The organism is Vibrio sp. 10N.261.52.C2 (assembly GCF_041471425.1).
In the GTDB taxonomy this organism is placed as follows: domain Bacteria; phylum Pseudomonadota; class Gammaproteobacteria; order Enterobacterales; family Vibrionaceae; genus Vibrio; species Vibrio crassostreae_C.
This window is the reverse complement of record NZ_JBFROH010000019.1, coordinates 1-23,424: the sequence shown is the minus strand read 5'-3', so window position 1 is coordinate 23,424 and position 23,424 is coordinate 1. Positions and strand designations below refer to the sequence as shown.

Annotated in this window: 15 protein-coding genes and 4 pseudogenes; 12 read left to right on the top strand and 7 right to left on the bottom strand. The window is 43.1% G+C overall.

Annotated elements, in window-relative coordinates; translation table 11 throughout:
- The first annotated feature begins 265 nt into the window (after nt 1-265).
- The 7 genes from pntA (at nt 266) to AB4307_RS07900 (ending at nt 7,903) form a co-directional block, all read left to right on the top strand.
- Complete coding sequence (pntA, locus tag AB4307_RS07930) at nt 266-1,813, top strand: Re/Si-specific NAD(P)(+) transhydrogenase subunit alpha (protein WP_136978193.1); 1,548 nt, start codon at nt 266-268, stop codon at nt 1,811-1,813.
- A gap of 10 nt (nt 1,814-1,823) precedes the next feature.
- Complete coding sequence (gene pntB, locus AB4307_RS07925) at nt 1,824-3,221, top strand: Re/Si-specific NAD(P)(+) transhydrogenase subunit beta (protein WP_019822689.1); 1,398 nt, start codon at nt 1,824-1,826, stop codon at nt 3,219-3,221.
- A 289-nt stretch (nt 3,222-3,510) separates the two neighbouring features.
- Nucleotides 3,511-4,983, top strand: coding sequence for a sensor histidine kinase VxrA (gene vxrA / locus AB4307_RS07920; protein WP_029236433.1), 1,473 nt, complete (start codon nt 3,511-3,513; stop codon nt 4,981-4,983).
- Nucleotides 4,958-5,617, top strand: coding sequence for a response regulator transcription factor VxrB (gene vxrB / locus AB4307_RS07915; protein ID WP_017060099.1), 660 nt, complete (start codon nt 4,958-4,960; stop codon nt 5,615-5,617). Before vxrA ends, vxrB begins: the two co-directional genes overlap by 26 nt.
- Nucleotides 5,617-6,504 (top strand): DUF2861 family protein, encoded by an 888-nt coding sequence (locus AB4307_RS07910; protein WP_029235234.1) that lies wholly within the window; start codon nt 5,617-5,619, stop codon nt 6,502-6,504. The genes vxrB and AB4307_RS07910 overlap by 1 nt, the downstream gene beginning before the upstream one ends.
- Before the next feature lie 50 nt (nt 6,505-6,554).
- Complete coding sequence (gene traF / locus AB4307_RS07905; RefSeq protein ID WP_017069084.1) at nt 6,555-7,709, top strand: conjugal transfer protein TraF; 1,155 nt, start codon at nt 6,555-6,557, stop codon at nt 7,707-7,709.
- Nucleotides 7,710-7,750: 41 nt separating this feature from the next.
- A complete protein-coding gene (locus AB4307_RS07900; protein ID WP_004731009.1) occupies nt 7,751-7,903 on the top strand; it encodes a YoaH family protein in 153 nt (50 codons plus the stop codon).
- Between the two features lie 546 nt (nt 7,904-8,449).
- Here AB4307_RS07900 and AB4307_RS07895 read toward each other — a convergent pair.
- From AB4307_RS07895 to AB4307_RS07880, 4 genes and pseudogenes are all read right to left on the bottom strand, one after another.
- Nucleotides 8,450-8,941: pseudogene (locus AB4307_RS07895) on the bottom strand (GGDEF domain-containing protein); the annotation flags it as partial.
- Nucleotides 8,942-9,829: 888 nt separating this feature from the next.
- Nucleotides 9,830-11,103 (bottom strand): annotated as a pseudogene (locus AB4307_RS07890) (ISNCY family transposase).
- Nucleotides 11,104-11,422: 319 nt separating this feature from the next.
- Nucleotides 11,423-11,734, bottom strand: a complete 312-nt coding sequence (yciH, locus tag AB4307_RS07885) for a stress response translation initiation inhibitor YciH (RefSeq protein WP_008221404.1) — start codon at nt 11,732-11,734, stop codon at nt 11,423-11,425.
- Nucleotides 11,735-11,737: 3 nt separating this feature from the next.
- Nucleotides 11,738-12,106 (bottom strand): DUF3319 domain-containing protein, encoded by a 369-nt coding sequence (locus tag AB4307_RS07880; RefSeq protein ID WP_017060095.1) that lies wholly within the window; start codon nt 12,104-12,106, stop codon nt 11,738-11,740.
- Between the two features lie 100 nt (nt 12,107-12,206).
- Between AB4307_RS07880 and AB4307_RS07875 the strand changes: the two genes are divergently transcribed.
- Nucleotides 12,207-13,175 carry a tyrosine-type recombinase/integrase gene (locus AB4307_RS07875; protein ID WP_372131566.1) on the top strand — a complete coding sequence of 323 codons (969 nt, stop codon included), beginning with the start codon at nt 12,207-12,209 and terminating at the stop codon, nt 13,173-13,175.
- A 143-nt stretch (nt 13,176-13,318) separates the two neighbouring features.
- Here the strand turns inward: AB4307_RS07875 and AB4307_RS07870 are convergent, their stop codons facing one another.
- Both AB4307_RS07870 and AB4307_RS07865 read right to left on the bottom strand, forming a co-directional pair.
- The gene (locus AB4307_RS07870) at nt 13,319-14,314 is read right to left on the bottom strand and encodes a D-alanine--D-alanine ligase (RefSeq protein WP_372131564.1); all 996 of its coding nucleotides are present in this window, start codon (nt 14,312-14,314) and stop codon (nt 13,319-13,321) included.
- A gap of 179 nt (nt 14,315-14,493) precedes the next feature.
- On the bottom strand, nt 14,494-15,057 hold the full coding sequence (locus AB4307_RS07865) for an SPOR domain-containing protein (RefSeq protein ID WP_017064585.1): 564 nt from the start codon (nt 15,055-15,057) through the stop codon (nt 14,494-14,496).
- A 216-nt stretch (nt 15,058-15,273) separates the two neighbouring features.
- Between AB4307_RS07865 and AB4307_RS07860 the strand changes: the two genes are divergently transcribed.
- On the top strand, nt 15,274-17,955 hold the full coding sequence (locus AB4307_RS07860) for a bifunctional acetate--CoA ligase family protein/GNAT family N-acetyltransferase (RefSeq protein ID WP_372131562.1): 2,682 nt from the start codon (nt 15,274-15,276) through the stop codon (nt 17,953-17,955).
- Here the strand turns inward: AB4307_RS07860 and AB4307_RS07855 are convergent.
- Nucleotides 17,947-18,834: a LysR family transcriptional regulator gene (locus tag AB4307_RS07855; protein ID WP_065584957.1), complete on the bottom strand. Its 888-nt coding sequence runs from the start codon at nt 18,832-18,834 to the stop codon at nt 17,947-17,949. The genes AB4307_RS07860 and AB4307_RS07855 overlap by 9 nt on opposite strands.
- A 222-nt stretch (nt 18,835-19,056) precedes the next feature.
- Here AB4307_RS07855 and AB4307_RS07850 point away from each other — a divergent pair.
- The 3 genes and pseudogenes from AB4307_RS07850 to AB4307_RS07840 all read left to right on the top strand — a co-directional run.
- Nucleotides 19,057-20,919: pseudogene (locus tag AB4307_RS07850) on the top strand (TonB-dependent hemoglobin/transferrin/lactoferrin family receptor); the annotation flags it as partial.
- A gap of 573 nt (nt 20,920-21,492) precedes the next feature.
- Nucleotides 21,493-22,965, top strand: a complete 1,473-nt coding sequence (ltrA, locus tag AB4307_RS07845) for a group II intron reverse transcriptase/maturase (protein ID WP_029626754.1) — start codon at nt 21,493-21,495, stop codon at nt 22,963-22,965.
- Nucleotides 22,966-23,076: 111 nt separating this feature from the next.
- A pseudogene (locus AB4307_RS07840) lies at nt 23,077-23,361 on the top strand (TonB-dependent hemoglobin/transferrin/lactoferrin family receptor); the annotation flags it as partial.
- Between the last annotated feature and the right edge of the window lie 63 nt (nt 23,362-23,424).

The window sequence follows — 23,424 nt, the reverse complement described above, 5'->3', positions numbered from 1 at the left end:
AGAGAGCTTTCAGTGTATATGCTGAAAGCTCTTTTTAGTTTTAGGGACAAAGAACAGCTAGTAGGTTGTTATTAAAAGGATTATTTGCAAGTGGTTTGACCTCTTCGTTCGAGACGGTCGTCATTTATCCAAATGAAGCGCTCAAACTCCATCCAAATCGTTATAAGTAATAACTTTTCCTGTTCTTTGAACAAAACGCTTGAAGTATTAGTTGTCGTTAGATACAAACGAATAAGTCATTCGTGCCAATAGTCAAGGAATAGCTATGCAAATTGGTGTACCAAGAGAAACGCTCGCTGGTGAAACGCGAGTCGCTGCTTCGCCGAAATCGGTAGAACAGCTTCTAAAATTAGGATTTGAAGTTTGTGTTGAATCACAAGCAGGTGCGTTAGCAAGTTTTGAAGATGCAGCTTATGAACAAGCTGGAGCAAAAGTTGTCACCGCAGATGAAGCTTGGAAATCCGATATTATCTTTAAAGTTAACGCTCCGATCGTTGACGAGTTTAAAAATGAAATCGATATTCTTAAAGATGGCGCAACATTGGTCAGCTTTATTTGGCCTGCCCAAAATCCAGAATTAATGGAACAATTGTCCAGTCGTAACATCAACGTGATGGCGATGGATTCTGTACCACGAATTTCAAGAGCTCAGGCGTTAGATGCATTGAGTTCTATGGCAAACATCGCGGGTTATCGTGCTGTTGTTGAAGCGGCGCATGAGTTTGGTCGATTCTTCACGGGTCAGATTACGGCTGCGGGTAAAGTTCCGCCAGCAAAAGTACTGGTTGCAGGTGCTGGTGTTGCTGGCCTAGCGGCAATCGGCGCTGCGGGTAGCTTAGGTGCAATCGTTCGTTCATTCGATGTTCGTCCTGAAGTTAAAGAACAAGTTGAGTCGATGGGTGCTGAATTCTTGGAAGTGGATTTCAAGGAAGATACCAGTGCTGGTGACGGCTACGCAAAAGAGATGTCTGAAGCATTCAATAAGAAAGCGGAAGAGCTTTATGCAGCTCAAGCAAAAGACGTTGATATCATCATTACAACGGCGCTGATTCCAGGTCGCCCGGCTCCGAAGCTGATTACCAAAGAGATGGTAGACAGCATGAGTGCAGGTAGTGTGATTGTAGACCTTGCGGCGGCCAATGGCGGTAACTGTGAATACACGGTTGCGGATCAAGTCATTACAACGGCTAATGGTGTGAAGGTGGTTGGTTACACTGATATGGTTGGTCGACTGCCGACTCAATCATCTCAACTGTATGCAACGAACCTAGTTAACCTTCTGAAACTGCTTTGCAAAGAGAAAGATGGCAACATCAAAATCGACTTTGAAGATGTTGTTCTGCGTGGTGTTACTGTGGTTAAAGAGGGCGAGGTCACTTGGCCAGCTCCACCAATTCAAGTTTCAGCTCAACCACAACAAGCTAAGCCAAAAGCGGCCAAACCAGAGCCTAAAGTTGAAGAACCTGTTTCTCCAATTAAGAAAGTGGCGGGTATGGCGGTAGCTGTTGGTGCATTCGCTTGGGTAGCTTCGGTTGCTCCAGCTGCGTTCTTATCTCACTTTACCGTTTTTGTTCTCGCTTGTGTGGTGGGTTATTACGTAGTTTGGAATGTAAGCCATTCTCTGCATACGCCTTTGATGTCCGTGACTAACGCGATTTCAGGCATCATTGTAGTCGGTGCACTGTTACAGATCGGACAAGGAAGTGGCGTCGTCACGTTCTTATCATTTATTGCCGTATTAATTGCAAGTATCAATATCTTTGGTGGCTTTACCGTGACCAAACGTATGCTTGAAATGTTCCGTAAAGACTAAGGAGTAACAGATGTCTGAAGGATTAGTACAAGCAGCTTATATTGTTGCTGCTGTATTTTTTATTATGAGCTTGGCTGGGTTATCGAAACAGGAATCTGCGCGTGCAGGTAACTATTACGGTATCACGGGTATGGCAATTGCGTTGATCGCGACGATCTTTGGTCCTCACTCTGCAGGTATTGTATGGATCATCATTGCTATGGTGATCGGTGGTGGTATTGGTATCCACTACGCAAGAAAAGTAGAAATGACTGAAATGCCAGAGCTGGTTGCAATTCTGCACAGCTTCGTAGGTATGGCGGCAGTACTTGTAGGTTATAACAGCTACATCGATCCACCTGCTACTGTTTCTATCAACCCTGCAGATATTCATGCAGAGCACGTGATCCACCTAGTGGAAGTGTTCCTTGGCGTGTTTATCGGTGCGGTGACGTTCACGGGTTCTATTGTTGCGTTTGGTAAGCTTCGTGGCGTTATCTCTTCGTCTGCATTGAACATCCCTCATAAGCACAAGTGGAATCTAGCGGCTATCGTAGTTTCTACACTGCTGATGATCATGTTCGTTAAAGCAGACGGCAGCATGTTCGCACTAATGGTGATGACACTTATCGCATTCGCATTCGGTTACCACCTAGTGGCATCGATTGGCGGTGCAGATATGCCAGTAGTTGTCTCTATGCTGAACTCGTACTCTGGTTGGGCAGCAGCAGCGGCAGGTTTCATGCTTGCAAACGATCTGCTTATCGTAACTGGTGCATTGGTTGGTTCGTCGGGTGCGATTCTGTCTTACATTATGTGTAAGGCGATGAACCGCTCTTTCATCAGCGTTATTGCTGGTGGATTCGGCCAAGAAGTGGTTGTGTCTGATGGTGATGAAGAGCAAGGTGAACACCGCGAAACATCAGCTGAAGATGTGGCTGATATGCTGAAAAACTCTAAGTCAGTAATCATCACTCCTGGATACGGCATGGCAGTAGCTCAAGCACAATACCCAGTGCATGAAATCACTGAGAAGCTACGAGCGCAGGGCATTAATGTTCGATTTGGTATCCACCCAGTTGCTGGTAGGTTACCGGGTCACATGAACGTACTGCTTGCTGAAGCGAAAGTGCCTTACGATATCGTTCTAGAAATGGACGAAATCAACGATGACTTCGATGAGACAGATACTGTATTGGTAATTGGTGCGAATGACACCGTAAACCCTGCAGCACTTGAAGATCCAAACAGCCCAATTGCTGGTATGCCAGTACTTGAAGTTTGGAACGCTCAGAATGTTATCGTATTCAAGCGTTCGATGAACACAGGTTACGCCGGTGTGCAAAACCCACTGTTCTTCAAAGAGAACACGCAGATGCTGTTTGGCGATGCTAAAAAGAGTTGTCTAAGTATCTTAGAACATCTATAGAGATCACCTCTAAACAATATGTAACAACTCGATAAGGAGCTCATTTGAGCTCCTTTTTTTATCTTACGAAAGCGACTCTATGTGTGATCTCAGTTGATACGAAGTTGACGAAGCCTGATGCAAAACTTGTCGCAATTGAGGTTTGGCTTGCCAATCAGCCTACTAGTACGTATGTACAATGTGGCCGTAATATATTGGCCTTTATCTCTGTAGCTCGCCATTCTCAATGTTTTTCATGCGGTTAAAAATTTATCTTTGATAGCGAATGGTATATATTTGGTTGATCTATATGAATTTGCGTTGGTTTGTGATCATCAAAAGAACATTTACTCTTCTTATCGCTACGTTGTCTGTGTCTGCAAACGCATTTGCTGACTCTTTACCTGAGCGTATCGATAATTTCACCAAACTCTTTGATCATGAAACGGCAATCGAATCTTACGATATTCGAGTGCTACAGGCTGATTATCCAACACGTTTGATCATGCCGTCTTCTATGCTGCCACAAACAGCAGAGTACCCGTTAAAAGACATTCAGCGCTTGTACCAGTTATCAAAAACCTGTAGTGGTAAACTGCCGTTAAGCCCTTTGATTACTGAGCCTTTAGTTTTTACTCGTGCAATGTGTAAAGGCACCAAGCTTTCTGACCGTTGGTTTAGCCGTAGTGGTTTGATTCACCCAGGCGGCGGTTCTTATGCGGCACGATACGTTGAGAAGTACCCAGAAAAATTCGACTCTCTGAAGCGCTTTATGCATATTCAAGAGCGACCAAACACCGAACACGATGAACTACTGTCTCGCTTGCAACAAATGGATAGCGAAGCAATCACCGCGCTGTTAGCGGGTGACAGTATGTTTGTTGAGCTTGATGAGATGTGGGTAAAACGCGGCGACAGATATTACCTGTATAAAAAATCAGTCTGGAACGAAAATGCCACGCTTGCTGGGTTATCGTTTAGCTTGTCTTCAGAAGGTAAAAGCTGTTTTGTCCAGCGTGGTAATGTGTGTTGGGAAATAGAAGATCATTCAGAGCTTCTGCAAGTCGCCATGTTTATCTTGGTTATTGCCAACATCATGCTTGTCTTAGGTTGGGCGATTTACCGCTGGAACAGCAAGAAACAAGAGATGAAGAGTCGCATGCTGGTTCTTCAAATCCTAACGCACGAATTAAGAACGCCGATTGCGAGTTTGTCATTGACGGTGGAAGGGTTCAGGCGTGAGTTCGAACACTTACCAGAATCGGTATATGATGAGTTCCGTAGGCTGTGTGAAGATACACGCCGTTTAAGACAGTTGGCGGAAGCAAGTAAAGATTACCTGCAATCAGATAATCAACCGCTCGCAACAGAGTGGGTGCCAAGTGTTGAAGAGTGGCTCCAATACAAAGTTGAAGAAGACTTTGCGCCGGGGATTGAACTCCGTGTAAACAAAGATATAGCTGCAAAAGTGAACGTATATTGGTTGGGAACGTGCATCGATAACCTAATCAGAAATGCCGTGAAATACGGTGTGGCTCCAGTAATTCTAGAACTGAATACTTCTGACAAGAAGCTGACATTCAAAGTTATAGATAATGGAGACTTGTCTCGCAAAGATTGGGGGCAACTAAGAAAGCCATTCGTAAGTAAGAGTGGACTCGGTTTAGGTCTGACGATAGTGGAATCTATGGTTGGAAAAATGGGCGGTCACATGACGCTTATCGGCCCCCCAACAACATTTATTTTGGAGATACCTTGTGAAACAGACATTGCTTCTCGTTGAAGATGATAAAAATTTAGCTGACGGTTTATTAGTTAGCCTTGAGCAAGCTGGATATGAATGTTTGCATGCAGAACTGATCTCTGAAGTTGAAGGCTACTGGGAACAAGCGGATCTAGTGATTCTAGACCGTCAACTTCCTGATGGCGACTCAGTAGATTCACTTCCAGGTTGGAAGAAAAAGAAAGATATCCCAGTTATTTTGCTGACGGCTCTCGTGACAGTAAAAGACAAAGTAGCGGGCCTAGATTCAGGTGCAAACGACTACTTAACAAAGCCATTCGCAGAGGCTGAGCTATTTGCTCGAATTCGTGCTCAACTTCGCCTGCCAGATTCTGAAGAACAAGATGCATCAAAAGTTATCGCTCAGAATCTTGTTATCGATAAAGCGACACGTGAAGTGTTTTTCAATGAACAGGAAGTAACGTTAACGCGCACTGAATTTGACCTTCTACTGTTCTTGGCAAGTAACCTTGGACGTGTGTTTACACGTGATGAACTGCTTGACCATGTATGGGGTTACAACCATTTCCCAACAACACGTACGGTAGACACGCACGTTCTGCAACTAAGACAGAAACTGCCGGGTCTAGAAATTGAAACGCTGCGTGGCGTTGGTTACAAGATGAAAGCGTAATGAGAATAGCCTTACTTCCACTATTAATGTTTTCTTGCGTAGCGAATACCGCGCAAGCAACGGATTGGTTTAAGAGCAGCGATGCTCTGACTCAAGTTCATAAACATCTGCTAGATAATGATTTACCTCAGATGTTTGACTCATTAGTGGAAGTTTGGCAAATCAACTCGTCTCAATCACGAGAAGATCACCTCAATGAACTGTTCGATCAAGCATTGAACAAAGATTGTGGTAAAACTCTCACCAGAAAAACACTCCCAGATTGGATTAGTTCAGTCGTCGTTAAAAGACACATCATTCAAAGCCCTGGCCGAGATACCTTTCGTGTATCGATTAATGTTGAATCCGAAAACAACATTCAAGACATTACCTTCGAGAAGTGGGTCGATAAGATCGTTTCTTCGGACAGTGAGTTAACCAAAGACAGTGAAGTGGTTAACAACGCATCGGTGAGTCTATACCGCAAGCGTTACAATTTAGCCTCTCAACTTGAATCCGGTTTATACCGTTTAAGCGTTAAAGGTGATGGCGGAAAGTCTTGGAGCACTTGGGTTGTTTTGGGTGAAGTTGCCATGCGTCAACAAGTTCGCTGGGCATCAAAAGACACGTGGCGAATCGATAAAAAAGAACTACTCAATCCTTATTGTCCGCTCCCTAAGCTCGAAATCGGTTTGTACGATTACGTTGATGAACACTATGAACAGGTCTGGGGCAAGAGCTACGAATCTGATTATCCAATGAACCTTACTGGTGAAGAACTTCCTAATGATCGCTATGTTTTAGCGGTTTCAATGGTGCATTCACGCTGGCAAGGCGACATAGCGATAGAACAAGCACAAACTATCAGTAAAACTTATGATATTTCTAGCGAAGAAGAGTTAAAGTAATTTAAAATTGTGCCGTTAACTATGTAAGGGATCTAACAAAGATAAACGGCATGAAAAAAACTACAAAACTACTCGCAGCGTCAATTGCATTCGCCAGTCTTCCTCTTTCAGCAGCAAACTACGCCATTGAAGCGCGTGGTGATGCGATGGGTGGTGTTGGTGTTGTTTCAGCAAACTTCCTAACTGCTCCATTCTATAACCCAGCACTTGTTGCCATTTATCGTCGTAATGATGACATGGGAATGATCACGCCAAGTTTTGGCGGTAATTATAATGACCCTAATAACTTAGTTGATGATATCGATAATTTAGTTGACAGCATTGAGTCAGGTACTGTGACTGGTTCTGATCTAGATGCTCTTAATGGTGATAGCCTGAATGTTGATTTAGGTGGTGTTGTAGCATTCGCTCTACCAAATCAGTATATTGCAGCAAACGTATTTGCAAAAGCATACACTGAATCATTTGTAACCCCTGATACATCTAGTGACGCTGCTAATAGTGACTTGGTTAATGCTGAGTTAACTGCTGTTAAAGCTGTTTCTATTGGCATTATGGAAGCTGGTATATCATTAGCAAAATATCAAACGTTCATGGGACAACATTTGTCGTTTGGTATTTCTCCAAAACTCCAAAGAATCTATACGTATAACTACATTGCCTCGGCACAAAACTACGATCTAAGTGATGTTCGAGAAAACGACACCGCGGAAACTACATTTAATATTGATGCAGGTGCGCTTTGGTTTTACGGCCCATTTAGAGTGGGTTTTTCTGCAACGAATATTATAGACCGTGAGATTGAAACTAAATCCGTTAGCCAACAGCTAACAAGCAGCACAGGGGCTACAAGAACAGTAACATCGAGTCATTCTTATAACCTGGGGCCTGTCTACACTGTTGGTGCGGGGATCGTTTCTGATTACTTTACGTTGAGTGTTGATTATGATTTGAATGAAGCGGAGAAGTTTACTTCGTTCGAAGACAACGAACAGATGATTCGTGTTGGTACTGAAGTCGACCTGTTACGTCAGCTTAAGCTAAGGGGAGGGTATTACAAGAACCTGGCTTACTCTGATTCAGAAGGAACAGTGACAGCTGGTGTTGGTATCTCGCCATTGAACTTGTTTCAGCTAGATCTAAGTGCTAACTACACGAATGAAAATGCAATGGGTGCATCCATCAATTTCCTTGCTAGTTACTAACAGTCCTTATATAGTTCTGCTCCTAAATAAAGGAGCAGAGCATGCTAAACGACTTACCAACCCTTTCTCACGAAGAACAACAGAAAGCTGTTGAACGAATTCAAGAAATGATGACCCAAGGCATCAGCACAGCACAAGCTATCAAAATCGTTGCTGAGCAAATCCGTGAAGAAATGAGTAATAAAGAAGAGTAGGGCATCAGCCCTTCTTTTTTAATACGATAGTGCACTATAACTAAATATATTACCCTCTAGTATATTATCTCGTACATACCTACTCTTTAGTTTCTCTAAATCCCGACCTGTCCAAAACTCTTAAATACTTTTTATTCAACAAGTTACGTCAGAGTAATTAACTTCTCAGGCTTTACTTGGCTTTGAGTTGTAATTAAATTACAGCAAGATCTGAAAGTAAAACAATCGCCACTTTAGGTGTCAGTATTTGTGTCACCAAGTCTAAATGGCTAAATATATGGTGTTTTTACGGCTAGTGACGTTGTGACTTGTATTTTGAACGGATGAGAATCCATGAATGATCAGAAGCAGACAAATGAGGATTTTATCTAAGAACAGAGTGAAACAATCCACAGCGGTAATGTTCAAAACCGATATCGCGAATGGCTTACCACCGCTTAGAGCAAGCTTCGTTGCCACATATGTGCTTTACAGAATAAGTATTTAAAAAGCTTACGAGGCGTAAGGTGTTGTGTAGAAGTCGATTAAGGAATGCGGCGCGTATCAATTTGAGAATGCTAAATCGATGTGTTTTCTATTGGGGAATGATAAGTCTAAGCGATAGAACTTGTTAGAAATAGGGTCGCTTTGATCGCTGTAGTTGTCGTCGTGGTTACGTATGTAGAATCGAAACCTTGGCTCCTCTTGACCTTCATATTCTATATTGATGGTGACCGAATCGAACGTTGAGAGATCGAGCCCTTTATTTTGGGTCGATCTCTTAACGTACTCAATTTCACAGAAGGGTAAGCTATAGGTTTGTTCAAAGTCACGCTGTAACTTAATTCCATCTTCTGACTTATGTAATGAGCCTACGGTGCCACCATCGTGGTCTCTGTCCGTATTTTCGCGCGTAGGCTATCTGTCAGGTGTGATGATGTAGTTCTTATCCATGAGCGTATTAAAAGAGATCAACGACACTAGCGTGATTGCTAGGCAAAAATACGCGCCCAGCGACAGATATATGCCTAAATAGCGTTGTTTTTGTTCGGTATTTATACGAAAGGTAACGTTTTTAAGGGGATAATAATTTAACTGTGTAAATATACAGTTATTATTTGGGTTCTTTATTTTGTGTTCCATAGGACCAAGCTTTACCTGTACAGCTAGCTACAGTGTCACTTTACTTATTGATTACATGTGTCGATAAACATTATAAGCTTTCTAATCTCAGGCGGTAACACCATTGCGACTTCAAAGCAGGCATATCAGTTAGAGAAAACAAGTAAAGAAAAACTAAGCGCAATGGGTTTAAAGTAACTCTTAGGTTTATTACCAAAGCTACCTAAGTCCAATTGAACGTAATTTCAGGGCAAACCGTGATTATGGATCTCCCAAGTATCGGTGTTGTGTACCAGCAATAAGTGTAATGAATCTATGCAAACTGAACACAAAGTACTAACTCTAGAGAGAATCGTTAAGAAGGTTTGAAAAATCTGTGTGCGGGTCTACATAAGACACACGAACTTTATTAGTTGATGGATTTAAACGAGAGCTAAGCATGTGCAGTTGATAAGAAACATTGGTCGCGTGTGTGAAATCTGGAATAGAAACAACAGCAATGCTTACAAGAATTGCACACAGCGCAGCGAACCGTTAGTGCAAACAGAGAAGTGGCATATAAGTTAAACCAGACGGACAAAGTTTCGCGTCAATTAGATTTTCTGAATGAATATTGAATTGTGTAGACGCTGGCCGTACATATAATTATTAGATTTCAAATGCGATAAGAAAACTCTGAACGGCGCAAGAAGCGTGAGAGTCAGTTGGAACAAGGATTTTAAGGACAAAAGATGAGAATACTACCTTTAGAATTAACTACACGTATTATTATGTCAATCCCATTTTAAAATGTCCTCATTTGTCCCAAATAGAAATGTCCCCTTGTTAGGTCTTTCGACTGGAAGCTTTGAATGGTTCGGTGAGGACAGGGTTGATGGCTCGAGGGGCTGTTTGAAGGGCTCTTTGTTGTGCACGGCGCTTGGGGGCTTTCTTGCTGCGGGTTCGTTGCTGTTGTTGTTCGAATTCTTCTTGTTGTTGCTGAGCAAATTTTAAAACTTGGCCGAGGCGTTTGTTGTCGACGATTTGGGTTTGTTGAACGTGCTCGAGTTTGTCGAAGGTTTTGAATTCGAGTTTTCGATGCCCGTATTGGATGGCGATTTCACCGTTTGGGTAGTCGAGTATCTTGACGTTTTCGTGCGTTAATCGGCTGTTTTCTTCAGTAGGTTCAATGAGATAAATCACTTTATCGTATTGAAATGTAAGTGACTTAGAGAGCTTACGAGTTTCTTGCCAACTGAAAATATCGTCGAGTTCTTGCTTGGACTCTCGAACCGGACGATGCATGTCTTTTGGGTATTGAGCGGGCTTAGCAAAGCGATGGTTAAAATCGGCGATGAAGTAGGGAAGCCAGGCGTTGGCTTGTTCGATGGTGTCGATACCTTGTAAGCGCATCTCTTTAACCAGTCGGTCTTGCAGCGTGAGGTTGGCTCGCTCAACGCGGCCTTTGGCTTGGGAGCTGTTGGCACAGATGAGTTCTATCGCCAGTTCTTTCAACACGCGCCCGTATTGAGTTTGGCCAACTTGTTTGTGTTTCTCCTGATTCACTCGAAAAATAGAGTGCTTGTCACTGTAAAATGCGATGGGCTTGCCGTGCTCATTGAGGTATTCACGCGTGGTCATCATGTAGTCAAACGCGGATTCTGTCTCACTGAATCTTAGGTTCATCAAGCGGCCAGTCGCATCATCAATGAACACCAATAGGCAGCATTTGTCGCTGCGGCCTTCAAACCAGTCATGATGGGAGCCGTCAATTTGGATAAGTTCACCCAAGCCATCACGACGGTAACGAGGCTGATAGACTCGAGGTTTGCGTTGTGAATGTGGAAGCCACAGTCCGTCGGCGATCATCCATTGACGTAAAGTTTCGTTTGATATGGGCAAGTTGTGCAGTTTCGATAACCACTTGAATAACGATGATTGCTAGGCTTACCGCGAGCGCGATGAGCCAATCCGCTCGCACCGTATTTACGAAGTCGGTTCATCAGGCGTTGGATGTGACGGACACTCAAGCTGAGGATCTCGGCAGCATCGGCCCGACGTATCCGTCGCTGACACACATCTTCAATTACTTTAAAACGATTGATCTCTGAATCACTCATAGTCACCAGCATGTTGTTATGTCCATAGCGTTTACCAATATCAATTAAGCCTAGTGGTGATGAGCTAAAGGGACATTTTAACTTTGGAAAATAGTGACATTACAACTTTGCGCTTACATTTTTGATGCGTATTATGTACGTTATGTTAAATTGATTTTGATGTTTATAAGGCAGGTATCTTTGTGTGATGCCCTGCCTTTGTATTGTGCCGATATTCTCTAATTTATACTGTGTATTTAACCAAACTGGCTATTTACCATAAAATACCTAATAACCAGTGATAATAATCTTCGATTTTAACCCTGGTATTAGTTAGAGATTAACCGCCAGCAAATTTAACTTTGTAGCCTTTCTTTTCAAGGTGCGCTTTGATCTTGTCGCGCGCGTCACCTTGAATTTCGATGTTGCCATCTTTTACTGAGCCACCGCAGCCGCAAACTTTCTTGAGTTCTGCTGCCATTAGTTTTAATGGTGCGTCATCTAGGTCTAAGCCAGTTACGACAGAAACGCCTTTGCCTTTACGGCCTTTGGTTTCTTTTTGGATTCGAACGATACCATCGCCTTTAGGACGTTGGACTTTCTCTTCTTCAGGCTTAATGCGACCTGTTTCTGTTGAATATACTAGGCTCATAATTTACTTCTTTTGTTGCTCTGCTTTTTGTTTTGCGAGTAAGTAAGCTTCTATATGGCGTTGGATTGCAACCTTGCCGCCTTTGATTAAGCGACCGTTAAACATGCAATACCACGCATTAGGCTCACCGGTGTCATTCTTGATTTGGTAGCCGTTGAAGTTTTCAGTCGAGCCACCAGTTCCTCTCGACTTATTTAATGACATGAATTCTTTTGGATCAATAATAGATGCGGTATCAATCCACCAATCAATACTCTTTTTCACGGCAGCTAGGTTGCCCTGAATAACGTTGTTTTTTAACTTAGCACGCCAAACTGTGTTGTTAGCATCTATCGATTGAAGATGGACGCTTCGGTAAATTGAATTAGCCATATCTATTAATCATCTTTCTGTTTTCACTGCATTAATCATAAGTATACTAATAATGATATCAAGCATAATATGGTAAAAACACCTGTCGAGGTATGGTAATTTGAGAAAAAAAGTCCCTATTTTAACTGACTCTGTGATAATTAATTCATTTGTTGAAAAATTAAACAGCAACGCGACAGTAGAAATTATAGATGAGTTGACAGGATTTCAATACTCTCGCAATTCACTGTTGGGCATTTACAGTGATTGGAATCGCTATCATGCGTTCTGTACCAAACATCGTATTAACACACTTCCCGCATCTATAACCGCTGTTCGTCGTTTTCTTGAAACGGAGTCTAACGATAGAAAATACGCATCGCTAAAACGTTACACTGCAACGCTTAGCATGTTACATACTGTGTTGAGCTTTGCTAACCCGATCAAGCACAGGCAAGTTCGCTTTACCCTACTCCACTTACAATCTCAAATGGCCGGTGACGCTAAACAAACCAATGCTATGACATCTGTGCATCTCACTGATTTGAATACGTTACTCTCCCATGAGAAAGCAAACCTGAAAGAGATCAGAGACATTGCTATTTATAACGTGATGTTCGAGTGTGCTTTAAAGCGCTCAGAGCTTAAGTTGTTATCGATGAGTGATGTTGAGTACGTTGAAGATCATTACCAAGTAACAGTCAAAGATTCGGCTTATCAGTTGTCACAAATAGCCAGTGTTGCACTTCAACGTTGGCTTTCGTTTACTGGTATACAAGATGACTTGCCAGTATTTCGTGCGATAGACAAGCATGAGAATATTGGTTTGCAGCCTTTAGATGATTCGTCCATCTATAGGATATTGAGAAGAGCTAGCGACTTACTTCAACTGCCAGAAAATCACCATTTCTCTGGAAATTCGATTCGTGTTGGTGCTGCACAAGAGTTGTCGAAACAAGGTCTTAAGGTTAGAGAGATTCAGGACTTTGGTCGCTGGCTTAGCCCTGCCATGCCAGCCCAATATGTGGGTTTCACGGGAACGGCTGAGAGTGAGAAGATGAAGTTTAAGGCGCTAATACCTTGGCAATAAACGGTTCGTAATTACTTGGATATAAGTTGTGGCTAAATGATAGATTCGTAAAAAACGGCTAGCTTTAAAAACAAAAAGTGCCTTGGCGAAAGCTTAAGGCACTTTTGGGTTCAGCTCTAAGTGAACGAAAACGAGTTAGAAACCTAAGAAAGGCTTGTTCTCACGCAGTTTTCTAAGAACTGGCTGAATTTGTGGCCGTCATGCTCAACCATTTTAGGGAACATGGAGATTGGCGTCATACCTGGGAAGGTGTTGACTTCGTTCAGGTAGATCTCGTTGTCTTGCGTTAAAAAGAAGTCGATACGAGACAAGTGACGAAGCTTCATCTGGGTGAAGACTTTTCGTGCGCTGTCTGCAATCAATTCACGCTGTTCGTCAGTTAAATTACTTGCTTCAACTTCAGTGATCGAGTGGCTGTCTGCACTGTACTTCTCTTCGTAAGAGTAAAATGCGCCATTCGGTGCAATCACCTCACCCGGCTTGCTGATGTGTAGCTCGCCATCGATTTCATAAGCAGCAATTTCTAGCTCTCTAGGCACCACTGATTTCTCAACCAATACTTGGTCCGAGAAAGTGAACGCCTTGTTGATAGCCTCGCTTAAATCTTCTACTTGGTTAACTTGGTAACAACCTACAGAAGAACCTTGACGAGCCGCTTTCACAAACACTTTACCCCACTTTTCAAATACTTGAGTTGCTTGTGAGTGAGCTTGATCATTGTTGTCTGATAAGAACAGGTACGGCGTGTTTGGAATACCAAGTGCGTCGTACCAAAGCTTTGACGTGATTTTGTTAAAGCTGTTGTTGCTTGCTTCTGGACCACAACCTAGGTATGGAATTTTAGCCATTTCAAACAGTGATTGAATGTCACCTGTTTCACCTGGGAAACCGTGTATGCAAGGCACAATGAAATCGACTTTAGATGCTAAATTGTCACCGCGTAAGGTTTGGTCGTTAATATCAAGATAAACCAATTCACCTGAATCAAGACACCAGCCTTCGTTCTTAATTTCAACTCTTACAACGTTAAAATCTGCAACGCTATTCAGTTGTTCAAAAAGGTAATTGGCTGAAACTAAAGATACTTCATGCTCTGAAGATCCACCGCCGCAAAGTAGAAGGATGTTTGTGGTGTTCATGGGTAAATTCGGTCCTTGAAACTAGGAGTACTGACTTCAATGATAAACAAAAGTCGAGATAGGTACAGTGTTTTGATTGTTAAAATTGCGTTCGAAAGATCGAGCGATTAACTATTAAACAAAACAGCGAGTCTTAAAACAAAAGAAGGAGCATTTGCCCCTTCTTTATGAATCAAAACTTAGTTCAACTTGTTAAGCGTTGGGTATTCAGAGTTCTTGATGTCATCAATGCTTTTAACGAACGGCTTCAAGTTTTGGAAAGTGTTCGGCAGTGTTGAGATTGCCTTTTTAGCTTCTAAGCGTGTTGCGTAGTCACCATAAAGTACCGTGAACCACTTAGTGCCGTTAACCATTTTGTAGTTTTCCCAAACTGGCTGAGAAGTCGTAGGTAGCATTTTCACGAAAGAATCGACTTTACTTTGGCTGCCAACAGCAACAACTTGAACTGTGTAACCAAAACGCTGGTTCATGTCTTGTTGTTTCTTCGTTGGTCCTGTCACTACTGCAACTGGCTTAGCTTTAGTCGTTTGAGTGACTTTCTGTTCAACAGGTTCAGTTCTGATCACGTTGACAACGTTTTCTTCAACAACGCCTGTTTGCTCAGATTGAGATACAACTGGAGCTTCAACTTTTGCCGTTTTGTACTCTTCTTGATAACTATCTGAAGTGACATTGGTAACGTAGTCGTCAGATACACACGCAGCCAAGAGCAGTGGCAAAGTCACAATTGCAAATTTTTTCATGGAAAGCTCTATATCCTTAATAATAATTACTATAAATCATGCCGATACGTCGGTTTAGAATCAAGTTAACTTTGGGATTATACACCATTAGTGGGTGACCTATTTCACAAACTTTATGCAGTGTTTGCTTATTCATCTGAATTCGGTGAATTTGCCATCAACCTGTGAGTGCAAAGTAAGTTACGATGAACTTACGTGCATTGCTAGGATATGTCTATGAATCATCTTGATCCCCTACTTAAACCCCGTTCAATCGCTGTTGTTGGTGCTTCTCAACGAGAAACACGCGCAGGATATATTGTTATGAACAATTTGTTGCATGGGGATTTTAAAGGTGCGGTGATGCCGGTTACGCCGAAATATGATTCAGTGGCCGGTGTGCTTTCTTACAAGAACATTTTGTCGTTACCGATTGTTCCTGACCTCGCAATCTTGTGTACCAATGCGACCCGTAATGTCGCTATTTTTGAAGAACTGGCTGAGAAAGGTATAGCCTCTGTCATTATGCTTTCTTCAGACATGCAGCAAGAAAGCGATAATGGTGAGACGTATGATGAACGATGCCTAGCGATTGCCAAAAAACACAACATTCGAGTGTTAGGTTCCAATAGTTTGGGAGTAATTGTCCCTTGGTTAAATTTAAACGCCTCATTCTCTCCTGTGACAGCATTACCCGGTAAGATCGCCTTTGTTTCTCAGTCTGCAGCTGTGTGTACCACTATTCTCGATTGGGCTAATGACAAAGAGATCGGTTTTTCGGCGTTTATCTCTATAGGCAATGGTAGCGATATCGAATTCTCGGAGTTATTGGATTATCTCAGTACCGACTCTCACACCGAAGCGATATTGCTTTATGTAGACAGCATTACTGATGCGAGGCGCTTTATTTCTGCAGCGCGTGCGGCTTCGCGTAACCGACGAATTTTGGTGTTGAAAGGCGGTCGAACGGCGAAAGGCAGAGCCGCAGCAATGGCTCACACTGGCGGTGCCGACACATTAGATATTATTTATGATTCCGCAATCCGACGCAGCGGCATGCTACGAGTTAAGAACTTACATGAACTGTTTGCTGCGGTAGAAACACTGACTCATTCAGTACCATTGCGAGGCGAGCGCTTGGCTATTGTTACTAATGGTGGCGGCCCTGCGATTATGGCTGTGGACACCCTATTTGACCGCGGTGGTAAGCTCGCAGAGTTTTCAGAAGAGACACTTGATAAGTTGAACAAGGTTTTGCCATCGAGTTGGTCTCATAGCAATCCTATCGATATTGTCGGCGACGCTGGTGATCAACGTTATATCGACACTATAAACATCTTACTCGATGGCGATGAAGCAGACGCGATTCTTATCATGCACAGCCCTTCAGCGGTCGCACATTCCGCTAGAACGGCAGAACGAATTATTGAAGCGATTAAGAAGCACCCTCGCCACAAGCGCTTTAACATCCTGACGAATTGGTCTGGTGAGCTAACAGCAAGGCCCGCACGAAAGCTGTTTACCGAAGCGGGTTTCCCAACTTATCGGACCCCTGAAAGCTCTGTGGTCGCATTCATGCACTTAGTCGAGTACAGACGTAACCAACGTCAGTTAATGGAAACGCCGACCACTGCAGAAAAAGTACACATTGAAGATCTAGCAGATGCGAAAGGTTGGATAGAAAGAAAACTACTGGATAAAGATACAGTTAGCCTTGATACTCACCAAAACAGTCAGTTTTTCAAGAGCTTCAACCTCGATGTGTTACCAACTTGGATCGCTTCTGACCCAAGTGAAGCGGTACACATCGCTGAAACGATCGGTTATCCCGTCGCAGTAAAATTACGTTCGCCGGATATTGCACATAAGTCAGACGTACAAGGCGTGATGCTCAATTTGCGAAACAGCAGTGAAGTTGCCAATGCGGCTCAGGCAATTCTCGATCGTTCTCAATTATCCTTCCCTACAGCAAACATCCACGGCTTGTTAATTCAAGGTATGGCTAAGCTCGCGGGCGGCCAAGAGTTGCGTATTAAGGTTACAACAGACGAAACCTTCGGCCCAATCATATTACTTGGACAAGGTGGTTCGGAGTGGGATGAGTCGATTGATGCCGCAGCTGCTTTTCCACCGCTCAACATGACACTGGCGCGTTACTTGATTATTCGAGCGATAAAAAGCGGCAAGATTCGTCTACAAAAACTCCCTAACCCCATCGATATAGAAGGTTTGTCTGAGTTATTGGTACGTATATCGCAAATGGTAGTGGATTGCCCTGAAATACATGATTTGGATATCCATCCAGTACTGGCCAATGGTGACAAGTTCACGATATTAGATGCCGATATCATCTTGAAAGCGTACGAAGGCGATCCACAGGAACGTCTTGCGATTCGCCCTTATCCGGTCGAGCTTGAAGAACGTATCCAGCTAAAAGATGGAACCGAAGTGTTGTTACGCCCTATTCTTCCCGAAGATGAACCGCTTCATGCTGACTTCATTAACCGTGTGTCTAAGGAAGATCTCTATAAGCGTTTCTTTAGTGATGTCGGTGAATTCAATCATGAGGCGTTGGCGAATTTCACTCAGATTGATTTCGATAGAGAAATCGCCTTTGTGGTCGTTCGCGAGGAACAAGGCGTTCCAGCGATCATCGGCGTGTCCCGTGCGCTGATTAACCCTGAGAACACAGACGCCGAATTCGCAATATTGATTCGTTCTGACCTTAAAGGTGTTGGTCTAGGTCGCATTCTTATGACTAAGGTTATCGATTACTGCCGTGCGAAGCAGACTAAACAGATGTCGGGCATGACGATGCCAACGAATAGAGGGATGCTGACACTAGCCCAAAAGCTCGGCTTCGAGCTAGATATCAGTTTTGAAGATGGTACTGCAGATATGGTGTTACCGTTACTTTAACGCCCATGTCTTTTTAAGATGTTGGATACACCAAGACTTGGCGTCGCCCATTTTGTTGCGTCGCCAAGCCATAACAATATCGATCGGTTGTGGTTCTGTACCGGAGATCTGCTGTAGTACGCCAGATTCAATCAAAGGTTTAGCGACACTATTCGGTAAGGTGCCAATCCCTAGTCCTGATGTCAAAGCCTCTACTTTCGCAGGAAAGCTTGTCACGGTTAAACGTGGCTGTTTCTCTAGAATATTGATGCTTAGTGCTGGCTGATCGCGTGCGGTGTCTGCAATGGCAATAACCCTGTAACTTTCTCTCGCCTTCTGATCGAATTCACCAGAACGATTGTGAACATAGTGGCTTGATGCCGCGACCCACACCATCTCCATTTTACCAATTACGTCACTTTTCATATCGTTTGGAATTGTATCGAGCTTAGGGCATATCAATAAGTCAGCACGACCATCTGTGAGAGATTCCCAACAACCCGCTAAGATTTCCTCTTGCAAACGAACGCGTGTTTTACTGATTTTTCCTAGTTCATCTACCAGTGGGAAAAAGTTAGCAATCGGGATAATGCCATCAAAGGCGATGGTCAAATCGAGCTCCCAACCATTGGCTAGAATGCTTGCCTCGTTAACAAGACGTTCTGTAGCTCCAAGAATGATTCTACCTTGCTCAAGTATCAACTGACCCGCTTCCGTGAAATTTGCACGATGCCCAGACCGATCAAAAATCATGATGTCTAGATCTTGCTCCAACTTCTGAATTTGGTAACTCAATGATGATGGCGCTCGGTCCATTTCATTCGCTGCTGCGGCGAAACTTCCACGACGATCGATAGCATCTAGTATGTGTAATGCTTCAAGTGTTATTGGGCTATGCATAGCTTTCCTACTATAAATTGAGATTTACATCACAAAAACAGAAGCATTCACAGAATGAATGGAACTGAATAAGTCTTTTTAATACAAGTGATTAAGAGCATTAATTATGAATTAGTTGATAAAGTTGAAAATTAATTAAATGCAAATAATAGTAATTATCATTTAGATCCAATATCATCTTCGCAAATCAAGATAATACTATGGAACTAAGGTAACTATCAGATGTATAAGCAATCCCTACTCTCTGCTTCAATCGTTTTAGCGCTTTCATCAACGTCAGCCTTTGCTGAAGATTATGCCCTATTTGATGAGGTTGTTGTATCCTCGACGCGCACGAATCAAACACTTATCAATACAGCGGCTTCTGTTGCAGTCATCTCCGATGAGCAAATCGAAGAGAACATGGCAAAAAATGTTAACGAAATCTTCGAATACACTCCAGGTGTAACGATGAACTCGAGCTCTCGACAAGGTGCACAAACCATCAACATTCGTGGCATGGAAGGTAAGCGCGTAAAGATTTTAGTGGATGGCTCATCGCAACCAGGTTCATTTGATGGTGGCCCTTACGCATTTATTAACTCTAGCGGTATTTCAATCGATCCCGATATGCTGAAAAGTGTCGAAATTATCAAAGGTGCGGCTTCAAGTTTACACGGAAGCGACGCTATTGGTGGTGTTGTCGCCTTTGAAACTAAAGACCCTTCTGATTTCTTAAAAGATGGAGAAGACTTTGGCGGTCAAGCGAAACTGTCTTACTCTTCAGAAGATAACTCTTTCAGTGAGCACGTTGCATTAGCTAATCGATTCGATGACCTAGAAACATTGGTAGCCTACACTCGTCGAGATGGTGAAGAGTTGCAAAACTTCCGTAACCCTAACGACTTAGAGAACTACGCTGTAGAAGGTCAAGATACTTCAACAGATAATCTTTTGGTTAAGTTGCAATATCAGTTAAACGAAAGTCATCGTATCGAGTTTTTAGCTGAGCTAATCAAAGATACTTCAGACTCTGACATCTACCACTCAAGCTACGATAGCTATACAGGTGCTGATGACACAACGCAAAATCGATTCGCTATTAAGCACATTTGGTTCGCTGATGGCACAATTGCCGATACTGTAACGAGTAAAGTATCGTACATTTCTAAAGAAGAGAATGGTGTAACTAAGCGCTTTAAACCTGCAGGCCCAGGTATGCCACCTTGGGTACCAGCTAACAACGACAACTTACAAACAAAAGACTACGAGTACACTGAAGATAAGCTTGAAATCGAGACTCAGCTAGATAAAGAAATTAACAACCATTACCTAGTGTATGGTGCAACTTATACACATAGTGACATCAGCAACACCAATATGGAGTATAACTCTGATCCTGCTACTGATAACCAACTTTATGTATATACTCCAGATGCTAAGGAGCAAAAATTTGGCTTGTTTATTCAAGACGAAATTAGCTTAGTGAATGACAAACTTATTGTTACCCCTGGTGTACGCTTTGACTATTTCTCAACTGATCCTGGTAACAACACCACTGAGACGTTGAGTGATTTCTCAGATTCTGCGGTAACTGGTCGTTTAGGTTCAACATACAAACTTACAGATACAGGCACTATTTTTGGCCAAATTAGCCAAGGCTTTAGAGCCCCTTCTTTTGATGAACTTTACTATACATATGATAACCCTGGACATGGGTACGTAAATGATCCAAATCCAGATCTTAAATCAGAAACCAGTATTTCATACGAGCTAGGCTATCGTCACAACACTCAAGCTTCATCATCTGAAATCGCGGCCTACTACAGTGACTACGATGACTTTATCGAGACAGTGGTTACGAAAAAGGTTGGTGGAACAACGCACTATTCTAACGTTAACTTGGATTCGGCAACGATAAAGGGGATTGAATTCTCGAACACGTTACTATGGGATGTCTTGGTTGGTGCGCCTAAGGGTATTTCAACTCACTTCGTAGCTTCATACACAGAGGGTGAGGACGGAAACGGAAATGCACTAAATAGTGTTAACCCTTGGAATGCGGTGTTAGGTCTTAACTATGATGCGCCAAACCAAAATTGGGGTGTGCGACGTGAAGTCGTATGAAGCGCTGTTCACCGCTAAACGAGTGAACCATCTGTATCACCAGATGAACCTAGGAGCCTGAATAAAGTAGCGGCTTTGACAATGTAACGAAGGTTGGTATTTTCCAATCGGGATTGAAATCGTGAGAGGACGATCCTCCTGATAACCACAACATCGGGTGAGTGCTAGGTAGTCAGCATGATGAACATAAGTGAATCCGCGTAAGGTGCGTTATGTTGTGAAACAGCGGAAGTGGTTAATACGCTGTAGCCAAAAGGCACGAGAGTCGGAAAGAGATTGCCCCATGCTCTTTCGTGATCATTGAACTCTCCGCACCATAGCGGGCATCTAAACTGACATTGCGTGACATACGGAACACGGTAAGCCTGTATCACTCCCTACGGGAAAGCCTCTGTGGCCGATAGTGATGCGGGTAGAGGAGGTTGGAAAAAGCAAAGGCTGCATTGTAATGACGCAGATACAGGTTTGTGCCTGATCACGAAAGTGAGCCCACTTCCAACTGGTCTCTCGTTGCGAGAGAGTTTGAAGAACTTTATTAAGGAAGAAAAGCAAATGACGATTTCGAATGAGATTAGTGCATCTTCTGACAGTGCACTGTGGCAATCCATTAACTGGAAGGCCGTAGAGGCGAACGTCTTAAAGCTTCAAATGCGTATCGCAAAGGCAACTAGAGACGGTAAACACGGCAAAGCAAAAGCATTGCAGTGGATACTGACTCACTCTCGCTCAGCAAAACTTCTTGCTGTTAAGCGAGTTTCTCAAAATAAAGGCAGTAAAACGCCTGGAATAGACGGCGTTGTCTGGAACACAGACACGCGTCGTATGAAAGCAGTAAATCAACTGAGTCGGAAAGCTTATCAAGCGAAACCACTCAGGCGTATCTATATCCCCAAAAAGAATGGCAAGCTTCGACCTCTGGGCATCCCATGCATGATAGACAGAGCACAACAAGCGCTACACCTATTATCGCTAGAGCCCATATCAGAAACAACTGCCGACCCGAATAGTTATGGCTTTAGAGCAAATCGTAGCACGGCTGACGCTGTCGACCAGTGCTTCAAGTGTTTGGCTTTAAAGAAATCGGCTAAATGGGTTCTTGAAGGAGATATTAAAGCTTGCTTCGACAAAATCGGGCATCAATGGCTTATGGATAACATCGCCATCGATAAACGGATGTTGGAGCAATGGCTAAAGTCAGGCTTTGTAGACAAAGGGCTGTTTTACGACACCGACGAAGGCACTCCTCAAGGCGGAATTATATCCCCCACCTTGATGTTGATGACGTTATCGGGTCTCGAACAGCGCATTAAGTCTACCGCGCTTAAGAAAGGAGCAAGAGCTAACTTTATTGGATATGCCGACGATTTCGTCGTCACTTGCGCTTCAAAGGAAGTGCTCGAGAACGATATCAAACCGTTGATTGCTGATTTCTTAGCGGAAAGAGGCTTAACATTATCCGAAGAGAAAACGCACATTACTCATATCAACGATGGCTTTGATTTTCTTGGGTTCAACCATAGGAAGTACAAAGGGAAACTGCTCATCAAGCCGAGTAAATCCAATACGTTGATGTTCTTAAGCAATCTGCGTGAACTCATCAAAAAGCACGTAACCCTTCCAGTGAATGATCTTATCAAACTGATAAATCCTAAACTCAGGGGATGGTCGAACTATTATCGGCACTGCGTAGCTAAACAGGTATTCGGATATGTAGGTCACAAGTTATTCCATACGTTATGGCACTGGGCTAAAAGGCGTCATCCAACAAAGTCTAAAACTTGGATTGCCCTAAAATACTTCATCAACCGAAAAGGCCAATGGCAGTTTCACGGTTGGCAGAAGATCATGGATATGGATTGCCAGTTCAATCTCTTCCAAATAGCCAAAGTGCCAATAGAAAGGCATGTGAAAATCCGAAGTGCAGCGACACCCTTTGACCCTCTTTACCAAGAATACTTGGTAAAGAGAAAATCTAAAAGGCTAGCTCGTAACTCTTGGAACGAACCTGCTTCGACTGCTTTATAAGTTGCTGGGTATCAAACGATGCCTTCGTGGAGGCTTGAGCCTAGTGCAGTGAAAGTTGCACGCTGGGTTCTTAGGGAGACGGCACTTGGTAACAAGTGTCGTCCACCCGACACTAGCGTTAAGTTAAACTACACAGCTGACAAATCTGGTTCAGACATCAACTTCGATGACGAAAGTGGCGGTAACGCAGGCCAGGCTGAGCTTCCAAGCGCAACAGTTGTTGATTTAACAGCTTACTACAAACCAATGAAGGATCTGACGATTCGTGGTGGTGTGTTCAACTTAACTAACGAAGAGTACTACCGTTGGAATGATATTCGCGGTGATGATGAACTTTACAAAGAGAACACTCAAGCGGAAAGAAACTACGGTATTTCAGCTAAATACGAATTCTAACTCGTTAGAAAACTTAACGACAGAATCTGATACAGCAGAAACTAAAAAGGTTCATCGCGGCTT